Raw genomic sequence first — 23,028 nt, forward strand, 5'->3', positions numbered from 1 at the left:
ACAGCCGAACCAATGCAAACGTTTACCATTTACTGTCTGCACAATAAAGCAAAATGTCCGCCAAACATATTTCGCAAGGCTGTTTGCCCCTGCCAGATGTAGACCAGCTTTTTGCTGCCCACCATGATGCCGCATACGCAGCCAGCCCGAACAAGACTCTCTTGATCAATGATTTCACACTCTATCTTTGCTTTAAATATGGTGCAACACCGTCAAACGACCGCGGCCTTCATGCGTAGCGCCCGGCAGGAGCGAAGCTGTGCAGGGCGCAACATAAAGTTCGATGCCTGTTTACATTAGAAACTTGATTCCACTTCCAGCTTCAGGAACTGCTCGCCGAGGACATCCGTTGGAACACGGTTGGTGACCGTTTCGAAGCCGCTTATGCCATAGCCCGTGTTGGTGCCGACCACTTCCGCATCCGTATTGGTGAAGACGCCTAAAACCAGGTCGGTATCGTTCAGCACGCGATAGATCAGTCCGCGCTCAGCCGCAGCATCGCGCTGGGCATGGACATAGTAGAACCAGCCGGCTTCAGTGCTTGCAACCGGAGCAATGCCGATATCGGACTCGTCATCCGGGTTGCCGTTGAGCGCGTATTCCGCCAGATTGTCGAGCGCGTCACCGTCCGGATTGTCGGTCAGCTCCAATTCGCTGCCCACTCCCGGATACGCACTCAGCCAGTCGGCATATCTCGTGGCCGGCGTGTCTTCGGTGACGGTGGTATCAACCCGTTTCACCACGAATTTGGTGATGGAAAAGTCCGCCGCCTTCGCCGTGCCATAGCTATGGTTAAATGCAAAACCGACCCGCTGCACATCGGTAAAGCTGTGCGCGCCGTATGACCCGATCCCCCCGTCCGCAAATGCGAAGCTGCCGGACCCGTCCACCAGGTCGTAGGTTGCCCACTGCAAGCTGTCGGGATTCGTCACGGTAATCGTGGTTCCGTCCGGAGCGACGGTTTCCGACACATAGTATTGCGATGCCCCGTCACGTACAACCATACGCACGTCATAGCCAGTTCCTGTCGTAAAACCACCATCGACCTCCAGTGTAAATGAGGATTGGGAGGTAAAGACAACGGTTTGCATATCAAACCCATCCATAAAGTCCGCTTGATCCCAAAGCACCACCGCATCGATGATATAATCCTGAGGGTCAGTACGAGTCCAGGGGCGGAACCGCAGGTTTTGCTTGGCAGCACTTTCAGCTGCGATCAGATAATTGACTTGATCCAGACTATACTGGGACTTGCACCCGCCATACATATCGTGCTGATCGAGCGTACTATCAAACAACAGGCTCGTCAGACTCAGGTTGCGAACCTTGTTGGTATTGGTATCCACATCCAGACCGCCGTTTATGTTTACGTCCACTGTTGCCTGGATCGAATCAAAATTGATTAAGACCTCATCATCCTCCGGTGGCGGGAGAGCTATGGGCGATGCCCAGACCGTAGTGTAACCGCTGTTCACCGATCCATCCGTGTCGGCATAGAGCGCACTGTTGCCGGCACTGTTGGTCCAGGCCAGCTCCCAGTCAGTCGTCAGCATCGGCTGCCCATTGGTCCAGGTGATGACCCCATCGGCGACCAGGTCGCTGATCGTGGTTGTTTGATCACCCCACTGGGTAAAAACGCCGAAGTCGGCAAAGTGCAATTCGGCATTGGGACCGGGATTGTAAACACCCCATTGGGAGCTCATACGAAGCTCACCTCCGGTCAGATTATAGGTTGCGACGCCGTCGCCCGAATGACCGAGCCGTAATTGCGTTGCTTTAACAAAAGAGTCGGGGCCGGCTTGGTTAACCGTTCCGGTCGCCCCGTCATAACCCACATACAGGAAGTTATTCACCAACGAAAGCGTTCCATTAACATCCAACACACCGACGGCATTCGTCGAGTATCCCACAACGAAAGCCTCGGCCGGATCAGGAGGAGTCGACGCCCTGTCGCCATCCGCCCTTGACCATTTACTTCCGATCACCATCCTACCGTTTCCTCCGTCTTTTCCGATAATAGTCGGGCCATCCAGGTTCAGCATTGCATCCCATAATCCAATATAGCCTCGTTCACCCGCACTGTTGGCTACATAGAGCCCGGTCACCGACAACTCAGTGCTGTAGTTGGACATCAAGACTTCCGCATTGTTCGCATCGCCGTCAACGCCAATTTCCAGAATCCCGATCGACGGAGAAACCGTTTCAATCCGGAGTTTCCCGTCAACTATGTATCGGACATTATCATTGGTACCCGGCAGGTTGGTCGCGGCCACCCAACCATCAACGGGCCAATATTCCCAATTATTGGTTTCCGACCAGGTTCCAAGGGTTGAGGTGTATTGGTATGTTGCCGCTTGCGGCGGTATATACGCAGGTTTAAGGTCATACTGCAGTCGTTCCGGCCGATTTAAAAGGGATTGAACTCCGGTTTGGTAAAGGTCTTCCGCCTGTTCCTGGCGCCAGGTTAACTGACCGGCCAAGAATTCGAGATACTGCTCATATATGATCGGCTTCTCTTCCATCCGGTCTTCATCAGGAATCGGCAGATGCTCCAACTGGGATTCCAATTCCATCCGGGCGTTTTGGCTGGCCTCATCGTACGTCTCAATTTTTTCGAACGTGAAAGGGTTCCCCGATGGATTACAGCGCCAAAGCTGTCCCTGGGCATCCAGCGAATAGTCCCGATTACGAATCATCCGATGAAAACCCAATACATAACTGAAGATCCACTCACGGCTATGTGCATGATCGCCCTCCAGCAACGGGACCAGGCTTTGTCCATCCAGCACCTGCGAAGGCAAGACCCGATGGCCGGCCAGTTCCAGCAAGGTCGGATACAGATCCACGCAATCGGTCAAACTTCCAGTCTCGCCATTCCATTTAACCCAGTTCGATCCCCCGGCCACAATAAAAGGCACGTGCGCACCGATCTCCGAAGCGGCGCCTTTCCCGATGCCATAGGTTGGATTATCCGCCATGAAAAAGATGACCGTATTTTCGTATTCACCCATCGCTTTGAGCGCGTTCACCAGCCTGCCCACTGCCGTATCAAGATATTGTACATTGGACACCATGCCCGGCTCCGTTTTCGTGACCTCAGGGTCGCCCGGCGCTTTCATCTCCGTCCAGGGAAAATGGGTCAGGTGGGAAGAATAATAGATAAAAAACGGCTTTTCGTCGTTTTTACTCCGTTGTGCAAAATCAAGGACAGCATCCCCGAGCATTTCCGGGCCGAAATCATCGGGTCCCGTCGATCGCAGAAGGTCATTTTCAATCACCATCGGATGCCAGGTTGCTAATGGACTGTGCTGTTCTTCATAGGTCAGCGAAAATATGTTTGCGTTCCCCCAAAACCACCATGGACCGAAATATTCCTGGATCCATTCCTGCTTCAATCCATCACCGCCCATCAGTGAGCCGTACATAAAATATTCATCCACACCCCATTCCGAATCCTCCGGAGAGGTAGGCAGATGCCATTTGCCTCCGTGAAACGTTGCATATCCGGATTCCTTCATCGCCCGGAAAAGAGTCATTTTTTCCAGAGGCATGGCTTTGTACGTTTCGTATTCAATATATGTGTTGCCGTAGGCGCCGTTGCGGAACCCATACTGACCACTCATGATGGCCGCACGGCTACTCACACACACCGGCGTCGCCCAGGCGGTCTTGAATTTAATGCCGCCCTCGGCCAACGCATCAATGTTCGGCGTCGACACCATCGTATTTCCATAACAGCCCAGCTCATGCGTACTGCAATCATCGACCAGAAACAGGATAATGTTCGGTTGCTGGGTTGCCTGCAACCCAACCGGCATAAGGGTGAGCGCCAACGCCGCTAGCACCATTTGCTTTTTCATTTTTTTTCTCATCGTGATTTCCTTTAACTCGTTGTGATTTTGCCGGTCACAAAGGCCTCGAACGTAAAACCGGTCGGAGTGAAATCAAGCAGGGCATTATCCGCAACCGACCACTGATCCCCCGTCCCGTTCAGAAAAGCAACCCCGTTGTTCGTCGCACCGGTCAGAGGGATGGTGGACAACATGGAGCCGGAACCGCTTGCCGGACGGCTTACCCCGGAAATCCCAGTCCCGGTTTGCCCCAGGTCGAGCCCGTTCCCGCTGGAATCATTTGTCACAGCGCCCTGCTCAAATCGCCAATAGCCTTCCACATCCGCACGCAACGGCCCCACCGCGCAGAGAAAGAACCCGAACAAAACAACCCTTCCGAATAACAACTTCATCATTAACCATCTTATAACTGTTGGCTTGCGTGCATATTTATTAAAGTATCCGCATTCTTTACTGTCCGTGCTGTAAAGCAAAATGGCCGCAAAAAATTTCATATATAACGCCCGGTCGGAACCAGCCCGCACCGGGCGTCACATGAAGCTCGATCGCTGTTCACATTAGAAACTTGATTCCACTTCCAGCTTCAGGAACTGCTCGCCGAGGACATCCGTTGGAACACGGTTGGTGACCGTTTCGAAGCCGCTTATGCCATAGCTCGTGTTGGTGCCGACCACTTCCGCATCTGTATTAACGAACGTGCCGGAAACCAGGTCGGTATCGTTCAGCACGCGATAGATCAGTCCGCGCTCATCCGCATCGTCGCGCTGGGCATGGACATAGTAGAACCAGCCGGCTTCAGTGCTTGCAACCGGAGCAATGCCGATATCGGTATCGTCATCCGGGTTGCCGTTGAGCGCGTATTCCGCCAGGTTGTCGAGCGCGTCCCCATCCGGATTGTCGGTCAGCTCCGATTCGCTGCCCACGCCGGGATACGCACTCAGCCAGTCGGCATATACCGCGGCGGGAGAGCTGTTGCTGACGGCGGTATCAACCCGTTTCACCACGAATTTGGTGATGGAAAAGTCCGCCGCCTTCGCCGTGCCATAGCTATGGTTAAATGCAAAACCGACCTGCTGCACATCGGTAAAGGTGTGCGCACCGTATGTCCCGATCCCCCCGTCCGCAAATGCGAAGTTGCTGGAACCTTCCGTCAAATCGTAGGTTGCCCACTGCAAGCTGTCCGGGTTCTCCACGGCAATCGTGGTTCCGTCCGGAGCGACGGTTTCCGACACATAGTATTGCGATGCCCCGTCACGTACAACCATACGCACGTCATAGCCAGTTCCTGTCGTAAAACCACCATCGACCTCCAGTGTAAATGAGGATTGGGAGGTAAAGACAACGGTTTGCATATCAAACCCATCCATAAAGGCCGCTTGATCCCAAAGCACCACCGCATCGATGATATAATCCTGAGGGTCAGTACGAGTCCAGGGGCGGAACCGCAGGTTGTGCTTGGCAGCACTTTCAGCTGCGATCAGATAATTGACTTGATCCAGACTATACTGGGACTTGCACCCGCCATACATATCGTGCTGATCGAGCGTACTATCAAACAACAGGCTCGTCAGACTCAGGTTGCGAACTTTGTTGGTATTGGTATCCACATCCAGACCGCCGTTTATGTTTACGTCCACTGTTGCCTGGATCGAATCAAAATTGATTAAGCCCTCATCATCCTCCGGTGGCGGGAGAGCTATGGGCGATGCCCAGACCGTAGTGTAACCGCTGTTCACCGATCCATCCGTGTCGGCATAGAGCGCACTGTTGCCGGCACTGTTGGTCCAGGCCAGCTCCCAGTCAGTCGTCAGCATCGGCTGCCCATTGGTCCAGGTGATGACCCCATCGGCGATCAGATTGCTGATCGTGGTTGTTTGATCACCCCACTGGGTAAAAACGCCGAAGTCGGCAAAGTGCAATTCGGCATTGGGACCGGGATTGTAACCCCCCCTTTGGGAGCTCATACGAAGCTCACCTCCGGTCAGATTATAGGTTGCGACGCCATCGCCCGAATGACCGAGCCGCAATTGCGTTACTTTAACAAAAGAGTCGAGGCCGGCTTGGTTAACCGTTCCGGTCGCCCCGTCATACCCCACATACAGGAAGTTATTCACCAACGAAAGCGTTCCATTAACATTCAACACACCGACGGCATTCGTCGAGTATCCCACAACGAAAGCCTCGGCCGGATCAGGAGGAGTCGACGCCCTGTCGCCATCCGCCCTTGACCATTTACTTCCGATCACCATCCTACCGTTTCCTCCGTCTTTTCCGATAATAGTCGGGCCATCCAGGTTCAGCATTGCATCCCATAATCCAATATAGCCTCGTTCACCCGCACTGTTGGCTACATAGAGCCCGGTCACCGACAACTCAGTGCTGTAGTTCAACATCAAGACTTCCGCAATGTTCGTGCTGATAACGCCAATTTCCAAAATCCCGATCGACGGAGAAACCGTTTCAATCCGGAGTTTCCCGTCAACTATGTATCGGACATTATCATTGGTACCCGGCAGGTTGGTCGCGGCCACCCAACCATCAACGGGCCAATATTCCCAGTCATCGATGACCGACCAGGTTGCATTTGTTGAAGTGTTTTGGTATTCTACCGCCTTTGCTATCGAAGCCAGCGAGATCAACGCTGCCGCCATGATCCATACTCTTTTTACCATCTCATTGCTCCTGTTGGGTTACATGCAGGCCCCTTGCCCGCTAATCCTTTTTCTATGGGATGGCATATTCCCAAAAGCGTTGACATCCAGCAACCCATACCTAACGCACCCGTTGCGCTGGATTAAAAGGCCAGAATCGATCTTCTCTTTCCTGAACCGCTCGCTGGAACTTTTTGACAATAGTCCTGAAACATCGGAAGCAGATCAATCAGGCCACCGGTTTTCAAAAAGTCTGTTCGATCTCCTTATCGGAATTGCTATTTTGCCGTCACGGGATCGGTGAGGAGTTGCGGGAGGGATTTCTGGAGGCGTTGCTTGTATTCCTCCCCGGCAAACGCGGCAAAGTTGAGGGATTTCCCGGCATACTCTTTCGGTATTACAAATGACGCCTCCATCGTAACGACTCAAAGACAAAAGCCCGGGCTCTATGCCACAAACCAGATTGGACTGCTCCAAGCGAGTTCCTCGTCGTTCGTCTGGATGCGGGTGTAATACCAGACATGCTTCTCGTCGAGGGGGGCCTGATCGGTCCACGCCAACACCATCTCGGCTTTGCCGGGAGCGGCGCGGTGGACGATCTTGTTGTTGCGAAAAATGACGACCTCTTTGATCGCATCGGGAGCCACGGCTTTGACGAGGAACTTGATCGGGCCATTCGGGCGCTTGACCTTGTCGCCCATGATCGCGTTGCCGGCACTGAACTGGAGTCCCATCTTCGGATGGGACGTACCGAAGGTGTGGCGGGCGCGGATCGCTTCGAAGATGCTCTCGCGTGTCAGGTCCTGCGCCCACACACCGGCCTTGCCGGTGCCGCCGCCGTGATCGGGACTGGCGATGACCCCGATCACTATGCCCTTGGCCCATGCGTCCTGCAGGTAATTGCCTTTTACAGGTTCGCCATGCGGCGCCTGTCGCGGACAACCCAGATATTCGTAGGATTGACGACCCTGAAAGATCTCGGCCACAGGTTGCAGCCGTTCGTCGGTATACGTCCAGTCGGTGGGAGGATTGCCGCTGCCCTTGTGCTGCCCGTCGGCAAGCTGATGCGGGATAAAGATAAAGTCGGTGTCTTTGAGATCGTCCCAGACCTGACGCGGAGTCTGTTTGTTTTCGAACGAATCGTAGAACTTCGACTGATACGGATCCAGGAAGATGAGGTTTCGGTGGCCGTGGCCGCCGGAAGTCGGGCCTCTGCTCGATGTCCATTCCTGCGCGAGGAACGTGATGAACCGTTGGGGGTCGTGGTTTTGCCGCGTCTGTTCAGCATTGAGACTCCACTGCTGAGGATCAAAATTATACCCGTGGTCGGTAATCGCGCAGAAATCAAGTTGTTCGATGTCGCGCACGTTCGCATACAGGTCGTGCCCCGGAGGGTTAAAACGCCGGTCGCATACGGATATGTCGGTGTGATCATGCAAGTCGCCAAAGAACAGGGATAACTCGCCGGAGTGCGTCTTCCACGTCTGTCGCGGGAATGTAGCGTTGCAGAATTTCGACTTCGCGGGCAGCGAAAATTCCGTCGCAGGCATGGCCAACGGAACGAGGGTTAGTCTGCCGGGTTCCTCCGACGGCAATGTCTTGACTGCAATGCCGGATTTCCAGTCGCGGTATTTTCCAAGCGTGTCGTCCCACGTCCTCGGCAAGTCATCATACTGGGAACTCGCAACAACCTTGCCGCTCTTCGGAAATGCCAGCGGCACAGGCTGCCAACGCCCTTCCTGCGAGCTAAGCTTGATTATTTCAGACCAGCCGTCTTTGCCGTATGACCACAGCACCGGAGTCCATCCAGCCTGCTTTTTCTTCGCACCAAGCGTTGCCGACAACCAAAGCGCGCCGGACGCATCGAACCCGATGCGCGGCCGCATAAGGTGGCGCTTGGGGATGGAAACCCTCTCAAACATATCTGTCGGCATCATAAGTTTTTCACTGTCAAGGCGTGCCACAACAACCCGTTGCTCGTCCAGAGCGTTCAGATTTATCTTCGGGTAGCTGTTCGCTTGCCAGGCCATCCAAACCTCAGTTCCGCGCACCGCCAAATGCGGGTGCCGCTCGATGCGGGCATCACGGGTCAACGACATTTCGGTTTGCCATTTGCCGTCGATGCACCAGACTCCGTAGATATTCGACTGCTCTTCACGATAGGAATCCCAGGCAGCAAAGAACCGGCCGTCCGGCAATGCAACGATCGTCGGGTTGTAACTGTTGGCGTCCGGTGCCGTGATACGTTGCGGAATTCCAACGTTCCCGTTCGTCACGCAGCATGCATAAATCCCGCGGTGCGTTCCCGCGTTCGATTCCCAGAGAATCCAGGTTGTGCCCTTGTTCGAAGCAACAACGGGCGACAAGTTGGCATTGCCCTCGCATGAAATCATCTGCAGTTCAGACTTCTTACCCGAGCCATCGATGCGCGCAAACGCAATCTGCCATTTGTCCTTGATTTCAAGAGGGAAGACAACCGTGCAGCCGGAGGCTTCACCCGTCAGACATGGAATGCCAATGGCCGTCGCCCTGGACGTATCCAGTGAGCTGCAGTTGATGTGCCGACCGTTAACGACCCGATCGACCCGCACAAAACCGCGGCGTTTCGGGCGCGACAAAAACGCCATCCATGCCGTGCCCGCCGCATCACAGGCCATCGCTGGAAACTGCTCCACTTTTTCCGGCCACGACACGGCAGGCTGTGACCCTCCGGGCGCTGCAAACAGCCCGCTCGGAACACACGTGAGTGCCCCCGTGGCAGCCATAATATTGAGAAACGACCTGCGCGACCATTCGGACATGCCGCCGTCGGCCGGTATATCAAGATCCTGACAGGCAGGATACTCTCCACTCGGTTGTTTAGATTTTTGCTCTGACTTCATGTTTATTTCTCCTACAGATCTTTCATCTAAACAAAGGGCTTTTCGAGCCTGCTCCAGTTTGGAGTGATTAACCATTTCCATCCACTCCAGCAGTATCTCTTTCATCTCCTTGTTAGAATTTCTATTTCACGATCACGGGCTCAGTGAGGGGCTGCGGGAGGGGTTTCTGAAGGCGCTGCTTGTACTCCTCCCCGGCAAACGCGGCAAAGTTGAGGGATTTCCCGGCATACTCTTTCGGCACCAAAAACGACACATCAAGCGTTCCGGTTCCTTTAGCTTTAAGCACCTGCCGCTTAACCTTCTTTTGCCCGCTTTTCAGGGTTACATGGATTTTCTGCTCACCGAGCTTCGATGGAATCCTGTGAGTAATCTTGACCGTTACGGTACTTCCGGCAACCAGCTGTTTCGGAGCCTCAAGGGTCAGGTAGTTACCCGCCTCTTTCGCGGGCACACGACCCGATGCTTGTTCCTTGGCAGAAGCCCACCCATAGCCTTGAGGAATTAACGGGGTGTCTCTCTTTTTACGGGGAGGAATCGGTTTCCATTCCGGAAGAGTCTTTCTCCAGTTGCCAAACTCCTCGTCCATGCGTTTTACAACTTCAGGATGGGCATCTGACACGTCTTTGGTTTCTTTTGGATCCGCGTTCAGGTCAAACAGTTGCCACTGATCCGTTTCAGATTTTCGATACAGGCGCCAGTCCTTCCAACGAACCGCCACCACATTACGGTGCGCCATGTCCGAGGGATCGCAGTTGAGCTGGAAGAGAAACTCATGAGCGACGCCCGTTTTTTTTCCCTGTAGATGCGGAATCATATTCACACCGTCTAGATTCCCGGGCACGGGGTGTCCCGAAACAACAGCAAACGTGGAAAAGAAGTCAAAACTGCTGTTCAGTCCGTCATACCGCTTACCTGCAGGGATCACTCCGGGATAGGAATAGATACAGGGAACCCGCACCCAGCCAACCTGCTGCGTTCCGCCATGTTTACCCCCGGCATAGGGCGTTGAAGAACCACCTTCATCCAGATTTGCGCCGTTGTCGCTGGCAAACACGATCAGTGTGTTCTCCCGTAATCCATATTCATCCAGCACCTTGAGCAGTTTCCCAACCTGATCATCCACCGACACAATAGCGCCGGCCAAAAACCGCCGCACGCCCTTGGCGGTCGTGCGGTTGATATAGGATTCCGGCGCCTCCATGCTTGGCGAATGAACCGCGTTCGGCGAGAAGTAGAGGAAGAACGGCTCATCCTTATGACGCTTGACGAAGTCAACCATCATATCGCCATCATAATCCGTCAGCCACTGGTCTTTGCCGTCCGGAGTTTTTACAAAAAAACGGGAACTTTGCTTATATTTTTTAAGCAGGGCCTTCGTATTCTTCACACCATGCTTAACCATCCGCTCTTCCAACGCCTTCAGCTCATCCGGCGAATATTTCTTCATCGGCGCATTTTTTCGGGTTTCATCGAATCCTACGGACAGGGGGCCCTGAGTGCTGTCACCCAGATCCCATTTGCCGATTTGCCCGGTCGCGTATCCTGCATCCGACATAAATTGCGCCATGGTCGGCCGGTCGGAGGGCAGCGGCTGGCCGCGTGCCATGCCGAACTTGCCGGAACGCTGGGCATACTCCCCCATCATCAGGGCATGACGGCTGGGACTGCAGGGCGCACTGGCCACATGGAACGAGGTGCAAACCACCCCCGTCTCCGCCAGCTTATCAATGTTCGGTGTTGGAATGTCTTTGCAGCCGTAAGGCCCGATATCGCCATATCCCAAATCATCAATAAAGAGCAGAACAACATTCGGCTTATTCCCGAACGCACCTTGCCCGGCCGCCATGGCGGCAGGCACAAAAGAAGCCGCGATGCCCGCCCCGCAGAGCAGAGCAACCCTCTTTAACGATTTCGCGCATTTCAGCCTGTTTTTCATCTTATAAACTTCCAGTTTTAGTGGTTTAAATTTTTCTTTTTCTTACCACCAGCCTTGGATTCCGATGCCCCTTTCGGATAGATTGAGATCTCCCATTGCTTGAGCGTTTTAAAATATTTTCCGGCGACCTCCGGATAGGCACCGGCCAAATCGTTCGACTCCGAGAGGTCTTCGTTCAAGTTGTAGAGGCGGACGGTATCCCCCTGAAGATGCGCCTTCCACTGCCGGTCGCGCAATGCGAGCCATCTGGAATTATCGCTCCACAAGAGCGTTTTCTCCCGAACTTGCGGGGTACCAAGCCATGCCGCGCTAAGATCTTCGCCATCAATGTCATCCGGAGCAGCCACACCTACCAGCTCGGCAAGCGTGGGCATCAAATCAACGCCGCAAAACAGCGTATCACGGTCAATACCGGGTTTAATTTTCGCAGGCCAACGTATGAAAAACGGAACATGAATGCCCCCGTCATGCAAAGCGAATTTTCGATCCCGATAGGGTCCGGCGGAGCCGACACAGTTCATCAGGGCCGGATCTTTCTTAAACCGAGGGACAATCTGGTCCCAATCCCCAATTTTCAAAACCGGCGCCGGACCGTTGTCGCTTGTGAAAATCACGATCGTATTTTCCTCAAGCCCAAGTTCAGCGAGGCTGTCGAGCAGACGGCCAATCTCTTTATCGACGGCGGTCACATCCGCACAATAAGCGCGCATGGCCTTCTGCACATTTCCATGCTTGGCAATAAACTCTAGAAATTCGCGCTGCAGCGGATATTCGAAATCATCAATCGACACCTCAAGATCCTTATAAACCGCCTTTTGTTCGGGGGTGGGCTTCAAAACGGCGTGGGTGTTATGCACCCAGAGGTTGATAAAAAAGGGCTGATTCTTTTTTCGCGTCATAAAATCGATAGAGAGATCCACATAGCGGGCCGCCGTTCTTTCGCGATGATGCTTTTGCTTCATCTCTTTGTCCGTCCATACCGCCCCGGTGCTCTGCGTGCCAAAATTCTCGTCGATACCATAGTCGGCGGGCGGCGGCGCACCCTTTTTGTGACCCATGTGCCACTTTCCGAAGTGGGCGGTGGCATAGCCCGCCTCTTTCAACATGCTCGTCAGCGTGGGCCGATCTGCGGGAAGCACCCATTTGTTTGCATTAAACTCCCGGGCCGGATAGACCCCGTTCATAAAGGCCGCCCGACTGGGCGAGCACCAGGCCGCAGCGGTATACGCCTGTTCCAGCTGGAGCCCTTCGTTCGCCAACCGATCGATGTTGGGTGACTCAACATAGGGATGCCCCATCACCCCCAGATCGCCATAACCCAAATCATCCGTCAGAATAAAAATAACATTCGGTTTGTTCAGGGATGCCCCTTGTCCAGCCGCCACAGCGGCAGGCACGGAAGAAGCCGCGATGCCCGCCCCGCAAAGCAGAGCAACGCCCTTTAATAATGTCGCGCATTTCAGTCTGTTTGTTCTCATATCAACGCCCTGCTTAGTGTTTTAAATTTTTCTTTTTCTTACCACCCGCTTTGGATTTCGATGCCCCATTCGGATAAATCGAGGCCTCCCATTGCTTAAGCGTTTTAAAATATTTCGCGGCAACCTCCGGGTAGGCACCGGCCAGATCGTTCGACTCCGAGAGATCTTCGTCCAGGTTGTAGAGACGAATCGTACCCCTCTGAAGATGCGCCTTCCACTGCCGGTCGCGCAATGCGAGCCATGCGGAAGTATCGCTCCACAAGAGCATTTCCTTCCGGGCTTGCGGCGCGCCGAGCCATGCCTCACCAAGATTTTCACCATCCATTCCCGCCGGAGCAGCCGCACCGACCAGTCCGGCAAGCGTGGGCATCAAATCAACGCCGCAAAATACCGTGTCGCGATCAATGCCGGGTTTGATTTTCGCGGGCCAGCGAATGAAAAACGGGACGTGAATCCCCCCGTCATGCAATGCGATTTTTCGATCCCGATAGGGTCCGGCGGAGCCGACACTGTTCATCAAGTTCGGACTTTTCTTAAACCGCGGAACAATCTGGTCCCAGTGCCCAACATTCAATAACGGAGCCGGGCCATTATCGCTCGTAAAAACCACGATCGTATTGTCCTCAAGCCCAAGCTCAGCAAGGCTGTCGAGCAGACGGCCAATCTCGTTATCGAGCGCGGTCACATCGGCACAAAAAGCGCGCATGGCTTTCTGCACATTTCCATGCTTGCCAACAAACTCCAGAAACTCACGCTGCAGCGGATATTCAAAATCATCGATCGACACCTCCAGGTCCTTATAGACCGCCAATTGTTCGGGGGTTGGATTCACAACGGCGTGGGTGTTATGCACCCAGAGGTTGATGAAAAAAGGCTGGTCCTTTTTCCGCGTCATAAAATCGATGGAGAGATCCACATAACGCACCGCCGTTTTTTCGCGGTGATGCTTTTGCTTCATCTCCTTGTCCGTCCATCCCGGCCCGCTACTGTACTTCGTAAAACTCTCGTCAATTCCGTACTCTACAGGCGGTGGCGCACCCTCACCGTGACCCATGTGCCATTTCCCGAAGTGGGCGGTAGCATAGCCCGCCTCTTTCAGCATGCTCGTCAGCGTGGGCCGATCCGCGGAAAGCACCCTGGTCTTATTAAATTCCCGTGCCGGATAGACCCCGTTCATAAACGCCGCCCGACTGGGCGAGCACCAAGCCGCAGCAGTATACGCCTGTTCCAGTTGGAGACCTTCGTTTGCCAACCGGTCGATGTTGGGTGACTCAACATAGGGATGCCCCATCACCCCCAGATCGCCATAACCTAAATCATCCGTCAGAATGAAAATAATATTCGGCTTTCCCGCAAATGCACCGCAAACAAATGCGCATGCAGACAGTACTACAAGATTCTGCAACCCATGTTTTTTCATCTTATTACTCCGTTCTATCCATCAAAATTATAACCACTTCGTACAAAAGGAAACTTTTCACCAAACCGGCACCTTGTATATAAACGTTTACCTCCGCTTATCTGCCCCACGCTCGTTCGATTAAAATGCGAGGATTTCAAGGAACTCTGTTTACTTGCTTCGACTGATTTCAAAACGCTCCAGCGTTCCCTGGAAACTCTCGGGCGTAGAGTGTGTGTTGGGCCAAACCGAATCAATACGCCCGAAGCGAACCTTCTGCAGGCCCGAACCCCAATGGGAAATCGTATTAATCCGTTGATCTTCCGCCTCTTTGCGCCCGTCAACCTCCAGCGTGAAAACCCTTGTGGCATTGCTGTAGGTAATGCGGGCGTTAACCGTTCGGTTTAAAACCGGTTTGGATGATTCAAGAATATACTTTCCATAAGCCTGAGCCATCACCAACTGCAGCCGCCCGCCTTCAATGCAAATGACATATCCTAAGTGCGAGCTTTTCTGTGAAGCAATCACGCCATCGGCGGTTGCCTTAAACTTCAGATCGATTTCATAGGTTCCCCAGCGCATATCCAGCTCTTTGTTTTTCTGGAAATCGAACGTCGTCTCGGCCTTGAACTGTCGGGGCTTCGGCAAGCTGTAAAGTTTGCCGATTTTCCCGCCGCCCCAGCGCCCCGGATGCGGATCGGGAACATCGGCGCGATAAGCAAACTCAGATTTCAGCTCGTCCAGGCGACGAAACATTGATTTCTGAATGGGCGCCATTTCAGGATGGTCGATCAAGTTGTTCATTTCATAGGGATCGCGCTTCAGATCATAGAGTTCGTTTTTATCCTCCGGGCGACCCGGGTAGACAGACAGCAAATAGTCTTTACTGCGAACGGCGGTAATCCGCGGAAGGTGCGGTTGAAGATCCTGATGGTAGGTGTAAAGAAAATCATCGCGCCAACCGTTGGCATCGCCTTTAAACAGGGGCAGGATCGATTCGCCCTGCATGGCCGCCGGTTTGCTGATACCAGCCAGCTCCAACAGCGTGGGCGCCAGGTCGATGTTCAGAACCATTTCATCAATCGTACTGCCGGGCTTCACCAGCGTTGGATAGCGTACCAGGAACGGGATGCGAATGGATTCGTTGTAAGCCACCCGTTTATCGGCCCGAGTATGCTCGCCGATAATAAAGCCGTTGTCGCCCGCATAAATCACAACGGTATTATCGAGTTCTCCCCGCTTTTCAAGCAGGTCAAGAATGCCGCCAATCCCCTCATCCACCGCAGAGAGAGAGCGCAGATAATTTTTATGCATCGGCGCACTGTGTCCTTCTGGATTCCAAGGTTTGGAAAAATCATAGTCATCAAACTTCCACATCTTTCCGTTCAGCATCGTGGCGCCGCGCCAGTGGACCGTCTGCCAAACGGGCTTATTCGACATGTCTTCTCCATAGCTGGCCGGCTTCGGAATTTTGGCTTTCGCATAGAGGTTTTTGTGTCGTACGGAAGGCAGGAACGGTGCATGAACCGCCTTGTGGGAAAGGTAAAGCATGTACGGTTTATCGCCGCGATCACTCTCGATAAACTCACGTGCATAGCGGTTGAGCACATCGGAAACATATCCCGGCTCGTAGACTTTTTTACCGTTCACCACAATGTCATTGCCGTTATATTTCCCCTGCCCCGAAAACGTTGCCCAGAAGTCCCAGCCGGGTCGCGCGTCGTTGCTATGGTCCATATGCCATTTGCCAATATAGCCGGTTTCGTAGCCGGCTTTCTGGAGATAAGCGGCAAACGACGGGGTTTTGCGCCAGTCGCACTCACGCAAATCTTCGTTGTTGTAAACCCCATGCTCGTGCGGATACATCCCCGTCAGAAAGCTCGCCCTCGACGGCGAGCACATCGCGAGCGTGACGAACGCATTTGCACAATGGGCGCCCTCGCGGGCAAGCCGGTCCATATTAGGCGTTTTCAGAAACGGATAGGCTCCGGTAAATCCCATCGCATCCCACCGATGATCATCGGTGAGAACAAACAAGATGTTGGGCTTTTTCTGTTCCGCCCATCCGGCCATTCCGCTCAACAACAGGCAGGCCAAAGCCCAACTGGCAACGAAACCATGTTTACATTTCATCATCATTCTTCTTTCCTTAGCGATGCATCCTTTTTGAATGTCGAACCGCAGCCGCCTTCCCTATTTTCGCATTGGCCCCACACGCGCCTCAAAGCACCCGGTTTCATCATCAGACGAAACGGTATGCCCAAGCAGGCGCGTGTCTTTCGCCTCTTCGGTCAAATTGACATGAGGCAGCAGCTCGCGCACGCCCCTGCCCTTCAGCTGTTTCTTCTCCCGATAGTCCGGGCGGTCATAATGCCCGACGTCAAGTTGCACGTTGGATCCTTCAACAAAGATGGGGCCCGTACGGTTGTTAAACTGCTGAATCGTCACCTTTGCATCCCCCTTCAAATACGCGAAGTTCTTCGCGGTGGACCATGAAGCGGAGTTAAAGAATGAGACCTCCCCTTTGCAGGAATCCTCGACAACAATCCCGCCGTGCTGCACATACGTTTTTGGGGTTTGCTCCGAGTTGATAAATTCCACCCCCTTCTTTCCGACCGCCTGAATACGAAAGCCGTAAGCACCGAGGTCCGTACCATGCTGAACGACGCGCATATTGGGGCCTGAAACATGCCCGTCGTAATCATCTGCAGCGGTCGTTAAGCCGGCATGAGAGCAATAGACAAAGGTTCCCATCACCTGCTCATCGGCAAGGTTTCCGAACTTATAGGCTTCCAGATTATCCATCTGCGTGGTCATCAACGATACATTGCGCCAGTCATTGGCGGGCACATCCAGATCATTCAACCGGGTCGGTGTCCAAATGGCATAATTGCAAACAAACTGCGAATCCTGGATCCAGCCTTTGTTTTTGGACTTGCTCACAAACAACCCGCGACGAATCGGAGATCCGGCCAGGTATTTGATGTGGTGTCCTTCGCTTGGGTTGGTCCAGAAATCAACACCCTGGTAGGGATTGCTCAACGTGACAAACATGAGCCAGCAGCCGGGACCCAGGTTGCGAATGGTCCAGGGATAGGGGGTGGAGCGATACCAATCCTGCTGTGGATAATAAATTGTAATTCCCCGCATCCCGGATTCAGATTCCATTTGGATGAAAGGCGTCCCCTCCTCATAGCCGCGCCCGGCGAGCGGCAACAGCAGCGATCCTGGACTGGTGGTATGATGCGGCCCTTCATAAATACCGCGCAATTCCACCCCGGATGGAATCGTCAGGCCGCCTTCAAAATAAAAATCTCCAGCCGGCACATACACGGTTCCACCGCCATCTTTGCCCGCCTTGTCGAGCGCCTTCTGAAACGCTTCGGTATTATCATCCAGATCCGGCGACGCACCGAAATCAAGAACGGAATAGAGCGCGCGGCGCTCCGGCTGGGGTTCCGGCGGAAAATTCATCGGTTCTATGTTGGGCTTCGCAAATTCCTGCTGCTCATGGTCAATCTCAACCACACCCTTTTTCGCGTAATTCTGAATGCGCGGAGCGCCTTTGAAACGATTGGACAGGAGACTTCCCGAATAGACCTTTTTGTCCATACGAATATGAGTTTTCGGCTGCTTGAAATCACTGTTCACAACAGTCAACGCGCCGGCGGGCGCATAAACCGCCGCTGTCCCGGACCACGTCTCAAATGTACAGTTCACAAACGACGCATACCCGCCGTCAATCAGCACCGCGGAATCGCTTTTGCTGGAAAATCTACAGCTGTTAAACTGCAACGCACTGTCGCCGCATTGTGATTTCAACACCGCATGCTTCCGGCCTTCAAACGAACAGCCCGTGAAAGCGATTCCCATACTGATGACATTCTCCGCATTGAGCGCCACTTCGCAATCGCGGATATTCGCCCGAAACAGCACGCCATTCGGGCCGTAGATCCCGTTCGGGTTTTTGTGACAGTAAATACCGTTTTTGCACCCCTCAACATTGATGTCATACATATAGGTCCAGTCATGCCGGCCGATTGTCAAACCGGACGCGTTCTTCAACATATAATCCCGCAACGCCGATTTCTGCCTGTTGTTGAGCATCGTCTTCGCGCCTTTAAACTCTTCCCACCAGCGCGGGCTGACATGAATGTACGCCGTCCGGCCAATATCGGTCACAAAGTTACACGCAACCCCCACCTTGAGCGGCGACAGATAGAGATTTATAAAATAATACTGTCCATTATTCCAGCTGGAGGTGGTAATGGCGCGGTAGGGATTCACAAACGTGCAGTTTTTCACCATAGGTGCCAATTCCATCCCGACCTGGTTGACCACCTTTCGATCATAATCCTTTTCATCGTTCCCAACCGTCCAGGGATACGGCACCGGTTTAAGCGGATCCTGATTTGGATAATAAAACGTCAGTTCCCGCAGGCCGCTGTTCCGTTTCATGATAAACGCCGGCAGTGCCTTCTCATTCCCGTGGTCAGCCGTAATGTTTAAAATCGTCCCCTTCTCGCAATTCTTCTCCGTCGGCTCAACCCAGTCCCCGCGAAGCGTCACGCTCTGGCGCAGAAGAATGCTCTGATCAATGGTGTAGTGCCCGGCGCTAAGAAAAATGACGCCTCCGCCCTTTTTTGCCAGCTGATCAATCACCTTCTGAATGCGCGCGGAATCTCCGTCTGTTTTTGACGGCGTCGGCTCCATGGAGACATTCGCAATCACATAATCTTCCGTCGGAAACATCGTTTCAACAAACGCTGCTTTTGACGCCCACAGGCTTTGCGCACTCATAGCGAGGACGATCAAAACCGCCCGGATCATATTTTTTTTCGAGTTCATCATATTCGTTCCTTTTTAATTCATAAGACTCGGCATAGCTGAAGACGCGCAGTGCGGATTCAGCCTGCTTCAAGGATATCGGTTGTTCGAAAACCACGTCAATTTCGCGCGGTTCGTTCGGCCATAGATCAATAAAATTATCGCTTAGGGTAAATCGCCCGCAATCGTCGAAGTCGAGCATGACCTTGGGCGAAACATGCCCGGCGGAGATTACAACACGCGCCGTGCAATCCGAAGTCTGGCTGATTTCCGAGCAAATCCCCGCCTGCTTAAACTCCATCTGCTTCGGAGCGCAGAAATAGAGCGAGTGTTCGGACTGCGGCTGCCCCACGGCGGATAAGCGGGTGCGCAACACAAAGCGGCTGCGGTCGCTGCTATCGAAAATGTCCGTAAAATCCCGCTTTAGCTGGCAACACGAAACACCCGGCTCAAGCTCCACCGCCGTCTGCCCCTCCAACTGGACCGATCCATCGTCGACCCGGAACAGGATCCAATCAAGAATTCCTTCCCCCGCGGGGAGTCCGGCATCATAAACCGTCCAGAGTTCTGCCCCGTGAACCGTTGAAACAATCGTGTTCGAGGTCACAAGCATCTGCTCTTCGCCCAGCCACTTGGCCGAAACCGAACACGGTGCGAAAAAGCGTCTGGCCTCATATTGAAGCGCGCGCCAGCGCCCATCAAACTCCATGCCCGACCAGGAGATGGCGGGCCAGAAATCATTCATCTGCCAATACAAAGCGCCCATGGTTTGCGGCATACTGCGCCGTGTATGCTCCACAACCATCCGCACATAGAACGCCTGCACCAGCTGGGACAGATAGGCCGTCGCTGCGTAATCCTTCGGCATTCGGTGAAGCTGCATCATATAGTTATAGTTGACCCGCGTCGCCTCCCCGCGCTTTTGACGATGCATCATTTCGGGACCTGTAATGTTTAGGTCGCTGACAAAACCGTTGAGCATGGATGGGTGAGGATAGGCCTGCATGCCGAATTCCGACAGGAATCGCGTCTCCAGTTTCGAGACATTCTCGATCGGGGTCCCATACATCACATTATCCCAATAGTGCGCATCGCCGCTCTCCGGGTTGTTCGGATCGCCGAGATCAAACCCTTCCGGATTGAAGGCGGATCCCGGAATATACGCCATGCCGGGGCTGAATTCCTCTACCGCATCGGGCAGCAAGTGGTTAAAAAGCGTATCATAGTTTTTCACGCGCTCATCATCTTTGCCGACCATGCAGTACGCCATATATTCCATCTCATTGTTCCCGCACCAAAGCCCGATATGAGCATGATGCCGGAGCCGCGTCACCTGATAGGCGGCTTCACGCTGAATGGAGTGATACAGCTCATCCGTCGGATAATAGGCATTGGCAAACATGAAATCCTGCCAGACGATGATGCCGTTTTCCGCACACGCGTCATAAAACGCATCATCCTCGTAAAGCCCGCCGCCCCAGTTGCGCACCATATTCATATTCGACGCACGGGCGCTTCCAATCAACTCCCGGTACTGCTCCGTCGTCACCTCGCTGTAAAAAGGATTCGCCGGAATCCAATTGGATCCCTTGGCAAAAACAGGAACCCCGTTCACCACAAACTGAAAGCTGGCACCCCACTGATCCGGCTTCTGCTCCAGTTTGACATCACACAAAGCAATACGCCGCTCCCAGACATCAACCGGAGCCTCTCCATCCAGCAACGAAACCCGCAGCTGATAAAGCGGCTGCTCGCCAAGGCCATTGCACCACCACAACTGCGGATCTTTTACGTCGAGCTCAAACGCCGCCCCGGCCGCCTCGATCTGTGCGGCACATTCATTCTCAAAAAACAGCTCCACGCGATACTGGGCGGAAGCATCCTCTTCCGCCAGCTCCGGCGAGAGCTTGAGCGTAACGCACGCCGGATCGACATCCTGCTCAATCAGAACTGAATCAATGCGGTTGCGGGACCGAAGTTCCAGTCGGATCGGACGGTAGATACCGGTATTAAATAACGCCGGCCCCCAGTCCCAGCCAAACGAACATTGCGCCGTGCGCACATACTCGCGGCCCGCACCGAATTCAGAACCCATCACATCCAGCGGCTGAGGGCCGCGCTCACGCGCCACCTCCAGAATGCTTCGAAAAACGATGCGCAGCTCATTTTCCCCTGCACGAACCGCATTCCGGATATCCACACGATGCCCCAAAAACATATTGTCGGATTCCAAGACACCCTGACTGTTTACATAGACTGCCGCCACGGTATCCAGGCCTTCGCAGACCAGTTCAACAACCGCCTCTTCCAGATCCGCAGCGCTCAGCGAAAAGGTGCGGGTATAGACCCAATCCTTTTCAGCGACCCATCGCACTTCGTTTTCGTTGGTTCCCACAAACGGGTCGGGGATCTGCCCGTTCCGCAGCAAATCCGTCTGCACGCAGCCGGGCACGCGGGCCGGCCAGGTTGCCGATTCGCCGGATTCGCAAAGCAGCCAATCCCCATTTAAGTCAATCGTCTTGATCATTTTTAAGCTTTTCTCTTCTCTAAAATCGCACGCGTTTCATAGGCGCGTTTTTCCGTGATTGGATACGCCCAGATCAGATAGGCCGCGATGCCGAATCCCAGCGTGGGAATCGCCACAAAAAGCAGGCGCATCATCAAAAAAGTATTCGGGAGCTGCGCCGCGGCCAGATCAATATCAAAGCCTGAAAAATCGAGGCTTAGCCCCCCGATCAACAGAGCCAGCGAAACCCCCAGCTTCATCAGCCAGCCATACACAGCACCAAACATGCCCTCCCGCCGCACACCGTGCGTGCATTCATCATCATCGCAGACATCCGGCAGCATTGAGGGAATCAACAGCCAGAGCGCGGCACCAAACCCCGGAGCCATAATCGCGGTCGGCAGCAACGCCAGATAGGGCATCGACGGCGTATAGCAGAACCAGCGCAATGCCGTCCCCAAAACAGCCAGCAGCAGCAGCCCCAGCAACGTGCGGCGCTTGCCGATCCGTGTGGCAATCATCGTGATGACCGGGATGCTGATGGCACTGATGGCCAGGTTGAGCGTTCCGTTGGTGCCGTGCAGGACGGCGCCGGCGCCCTTGTCGCCAGCGTAGATATAATAAACGATCAGATAGAACCCCAGCACATCCACCATCAGGAAACTGGTAAAGGCGGCGACCAACGTTCCGCACAACTTGAGAAATGGCTTGTGCTTCAGACAGGCCCCGGCACTCTTGAGCAAAGGGATCCGCTCCTGCTTCGGCGCCGGATAGCGATCCTTGCAGGCGAGCGCGGGAATCACGCCGAAAATCAGCAACAGAGCCCCTAAACCCGCCCCGACATAACGCGCCGCCTCAACGGTATCGGAGAAAATATCCAACTCGAGCAGTTTGAATAACCAGGGAGCCAGAAATCCGGCCAGCGTCGCAACCAGACTGCGGTACGACATCAGCCGCGTGCGCTCGTGGTAATCGTGCGTCATCTCGAGTCCCATTGCCATCCAGGGAACCAGAAAAATGGTCACGCCCGTAAAAAAGAGCAAGGAGGTCGCAAGGAAATAGGCGAAATATTGCATTTCACTCCAGCCGCGCCCCATCATCCACATCAGTGCAAAAGCCAGCCCCTGTATAAAAGCGCCACAGAGAATGTACGGACGACGACGCCCCCAGCGCGAATGCGTATTGTCCGAAATCCCGCCCATCAGCGGATCACTGAAAGCATCCCACAGGCGCGGAATAAACAAGGCAATGCCCACCAGCGTCGGGCTGACCCCCAACCCCATGTTCAAAACCGGGTTGGCCAGATTATGCACCGAACAACCGATAATCGAATCGGCGACCGCGCCGGAACTGTAGGCAAGCTTCTGACCAACCGGTATTTTATCTTCCTTCGCCGTCAAGTGGTGGTTTTCTTTACTCATGCGTTCGACCCTTTTATCAATCAATGAGGGGAAAAGAGTCTCAAAAACGGCCACACACCGCAACCCACGGATGACGC

At 53.9% G+C, this 23,028-nt stretch carries 12 protein-coding genes; all 12 read right to left on the reverse strand.

Annotated features, from left to right (window positions below; all coding sequences use genetic code 11):
* Positions 1–296 precede the first annotated feature (296 nt).
* The 12 genes from E9954_RS12225 to E9954_RS12275 all read right to left on the reverse strand — a co-directional run bounded on the left by E9954_RS12225 (position 297) and on the right by E9954_RS12275 (position 22,951).
* Positions 297–3,860 carry a sulfatase-like hydrolase/transferase gene (locus E9954_RS12225; RefSeq protein ID WP_168442195.1) on the reverse strand — a complete coding sequence of 1,188 codons (3,564 nt, stop codon included), beginning with the start codon at positions 3,858–3,860 and terminating at the stop codon, positions 297–299.
* Between the two features lie 23 nt (positions 3,861–3,883).
* The gene (locus tag E9954_RS12230; RefSeq protein WP_136079447.1) at positions 3,884–4,246 is read right to left on the reverse strand and encodes a hypothetical protein; all 363 of its coding nucleotides are present in this window, start codon (positions 4,244–4,246) and stop codon (positions 3,884–3,886) included.
* A gap of 162 nt (positions 4,247–4,408) precedes the next feature.
* Positions 4,409–6,523 (reverse strand): hypothetical protein, encoded by a 2,115-nt coding sequence (locus tag E9954_RS12235; RefSeq protein WP_136079448.1) that lies wholly within the window; start codon positions 6,521–6,523, stop codon positions 4,409–4,411.
* A gap of 257 nt (positions 6,524–6,780) precedes the next feature.
* Positions 6,781–6,918 carry a hypothetical protein gene (locus E9954_RS32465; protein WP_168433098.1) on the reverse strand — a complete coding sequence of 46 codons (138 nt, stop codon included), beginning with the start codon at positions 6,916–6,918 and terminating at the stop codon, positions 6,781–6,783.
* Positions 6,919–6,948: 30 nt separating this feature from the next.
* The gene (locus tag E9954_RS12240) at positions 6,949–9,384 is read right to left on the reverse strand and encodes a DUF3604 domain-containing protein (protein WP_168442196.1); all 2,436 of its coding nucleotides are present in this window, start codon (positions 9,382–9,384) and stop codon (positions 6,949–6,951) included.
* Between the two features lie 121 nt (positions 9,385–9,505).
* Positions 9,506–11,320 (reverse strand): sulfatase family protein, encoded by a 1,815-nt coding sequence (locus E9954_RS12245; RefSeq protein WP_136079450.1) that lies wholly within the window; start codon positions 11,318–11,320, stop codon positions 9,506–9,508.
* A gap of 17 nt (positions 11,321–11,337) precedes the next feature.
* Positions 11,338–12,798 carry a sulfatase family protein gene (locus E9954_RS12250; RefSeq protein WP_136079451.1) on the reverse strand — a complete coding sequence of 487 codons (1,461 nt, stop codon included), beginning with the start codon at positions 12,796–12,798 and terminating at the stop codon, positions 11,338–11,340.
* Between the two features lie 13 nt (positions 12,799–12,811).
* Entirely contained in the window at positions 12,812–14,218 is a 1,407-nt protein-coding gene (locus E9954_RS12255; protein WP_136079452.1) for a sulfatase family protein, read from the reverse strand.
* 150 nt (positions 14,219–14,368) lie between these two features.
* Positions 14,369–16,336 (reverse strand): sulfatase family protein, encoded by a 1,968-nt coding sequence (locus E9954_RS12260; RefSeq protein ID WP_136079453.1) that lies wholly within the window; start codon positions 16,334–16,336, stop codon positions 14,369–14,371.
* A 54-nt stretch (positions 16,337–16,390) separates the two neighbouring features.
* The gene (locus tag E9954_RS12265; RefSeq protein WP_136079454.1) at positions 16,391–19,048 is read right to left on the reverse strand and encodes a glycosyl hydrolase family 28-related protein; all 2,658 of its coding nucleotides are present in this window, start codon (positions 19,046–19,048) and stop codon (positions 16,391–16,393) included.
* Positions 18,954–21,551: a beta-mannosidase gene (locus tag E9954_RS12270; protein ID WP_136079455.1), complete on the reverse strand. Its 2,598-nt coding sequence runs from the start codon at positions 21,549–21,551 to the stop codon at positions 18,954–18,956. The genes E9954_RS12265 and E9954_RS12270 overlap by 95 nt, the downstream gene beginning before the upstream one ends.
* A gap of 2 nt (positions 21,552–21,553) precedes the next feature.
* Positions 21,554–22,951 carry an MFS transporter gene (locus E9954_RS12275; protein WP_136079456.1) on the reverse strand — a complete coding sequence of 466 codons (1,398 nt, stop codon included), beginning with the start codon at positions 22,949–22,951 and terminating at the stop codon, positions 21,554–21,556.
* Between the last annotated feature and the right edge of the window lie 77 nt (positions 22,952–23,028).

Source organism: Pontiella desulfatans (assembly GCF_900890425.1).
Lineage (GTDB): Bacteria > Verrucomicrobiota > Kiritimatiellia > Kiritimatiellales > Pontiellaceae > Pontiella > Pontiella desulfatans.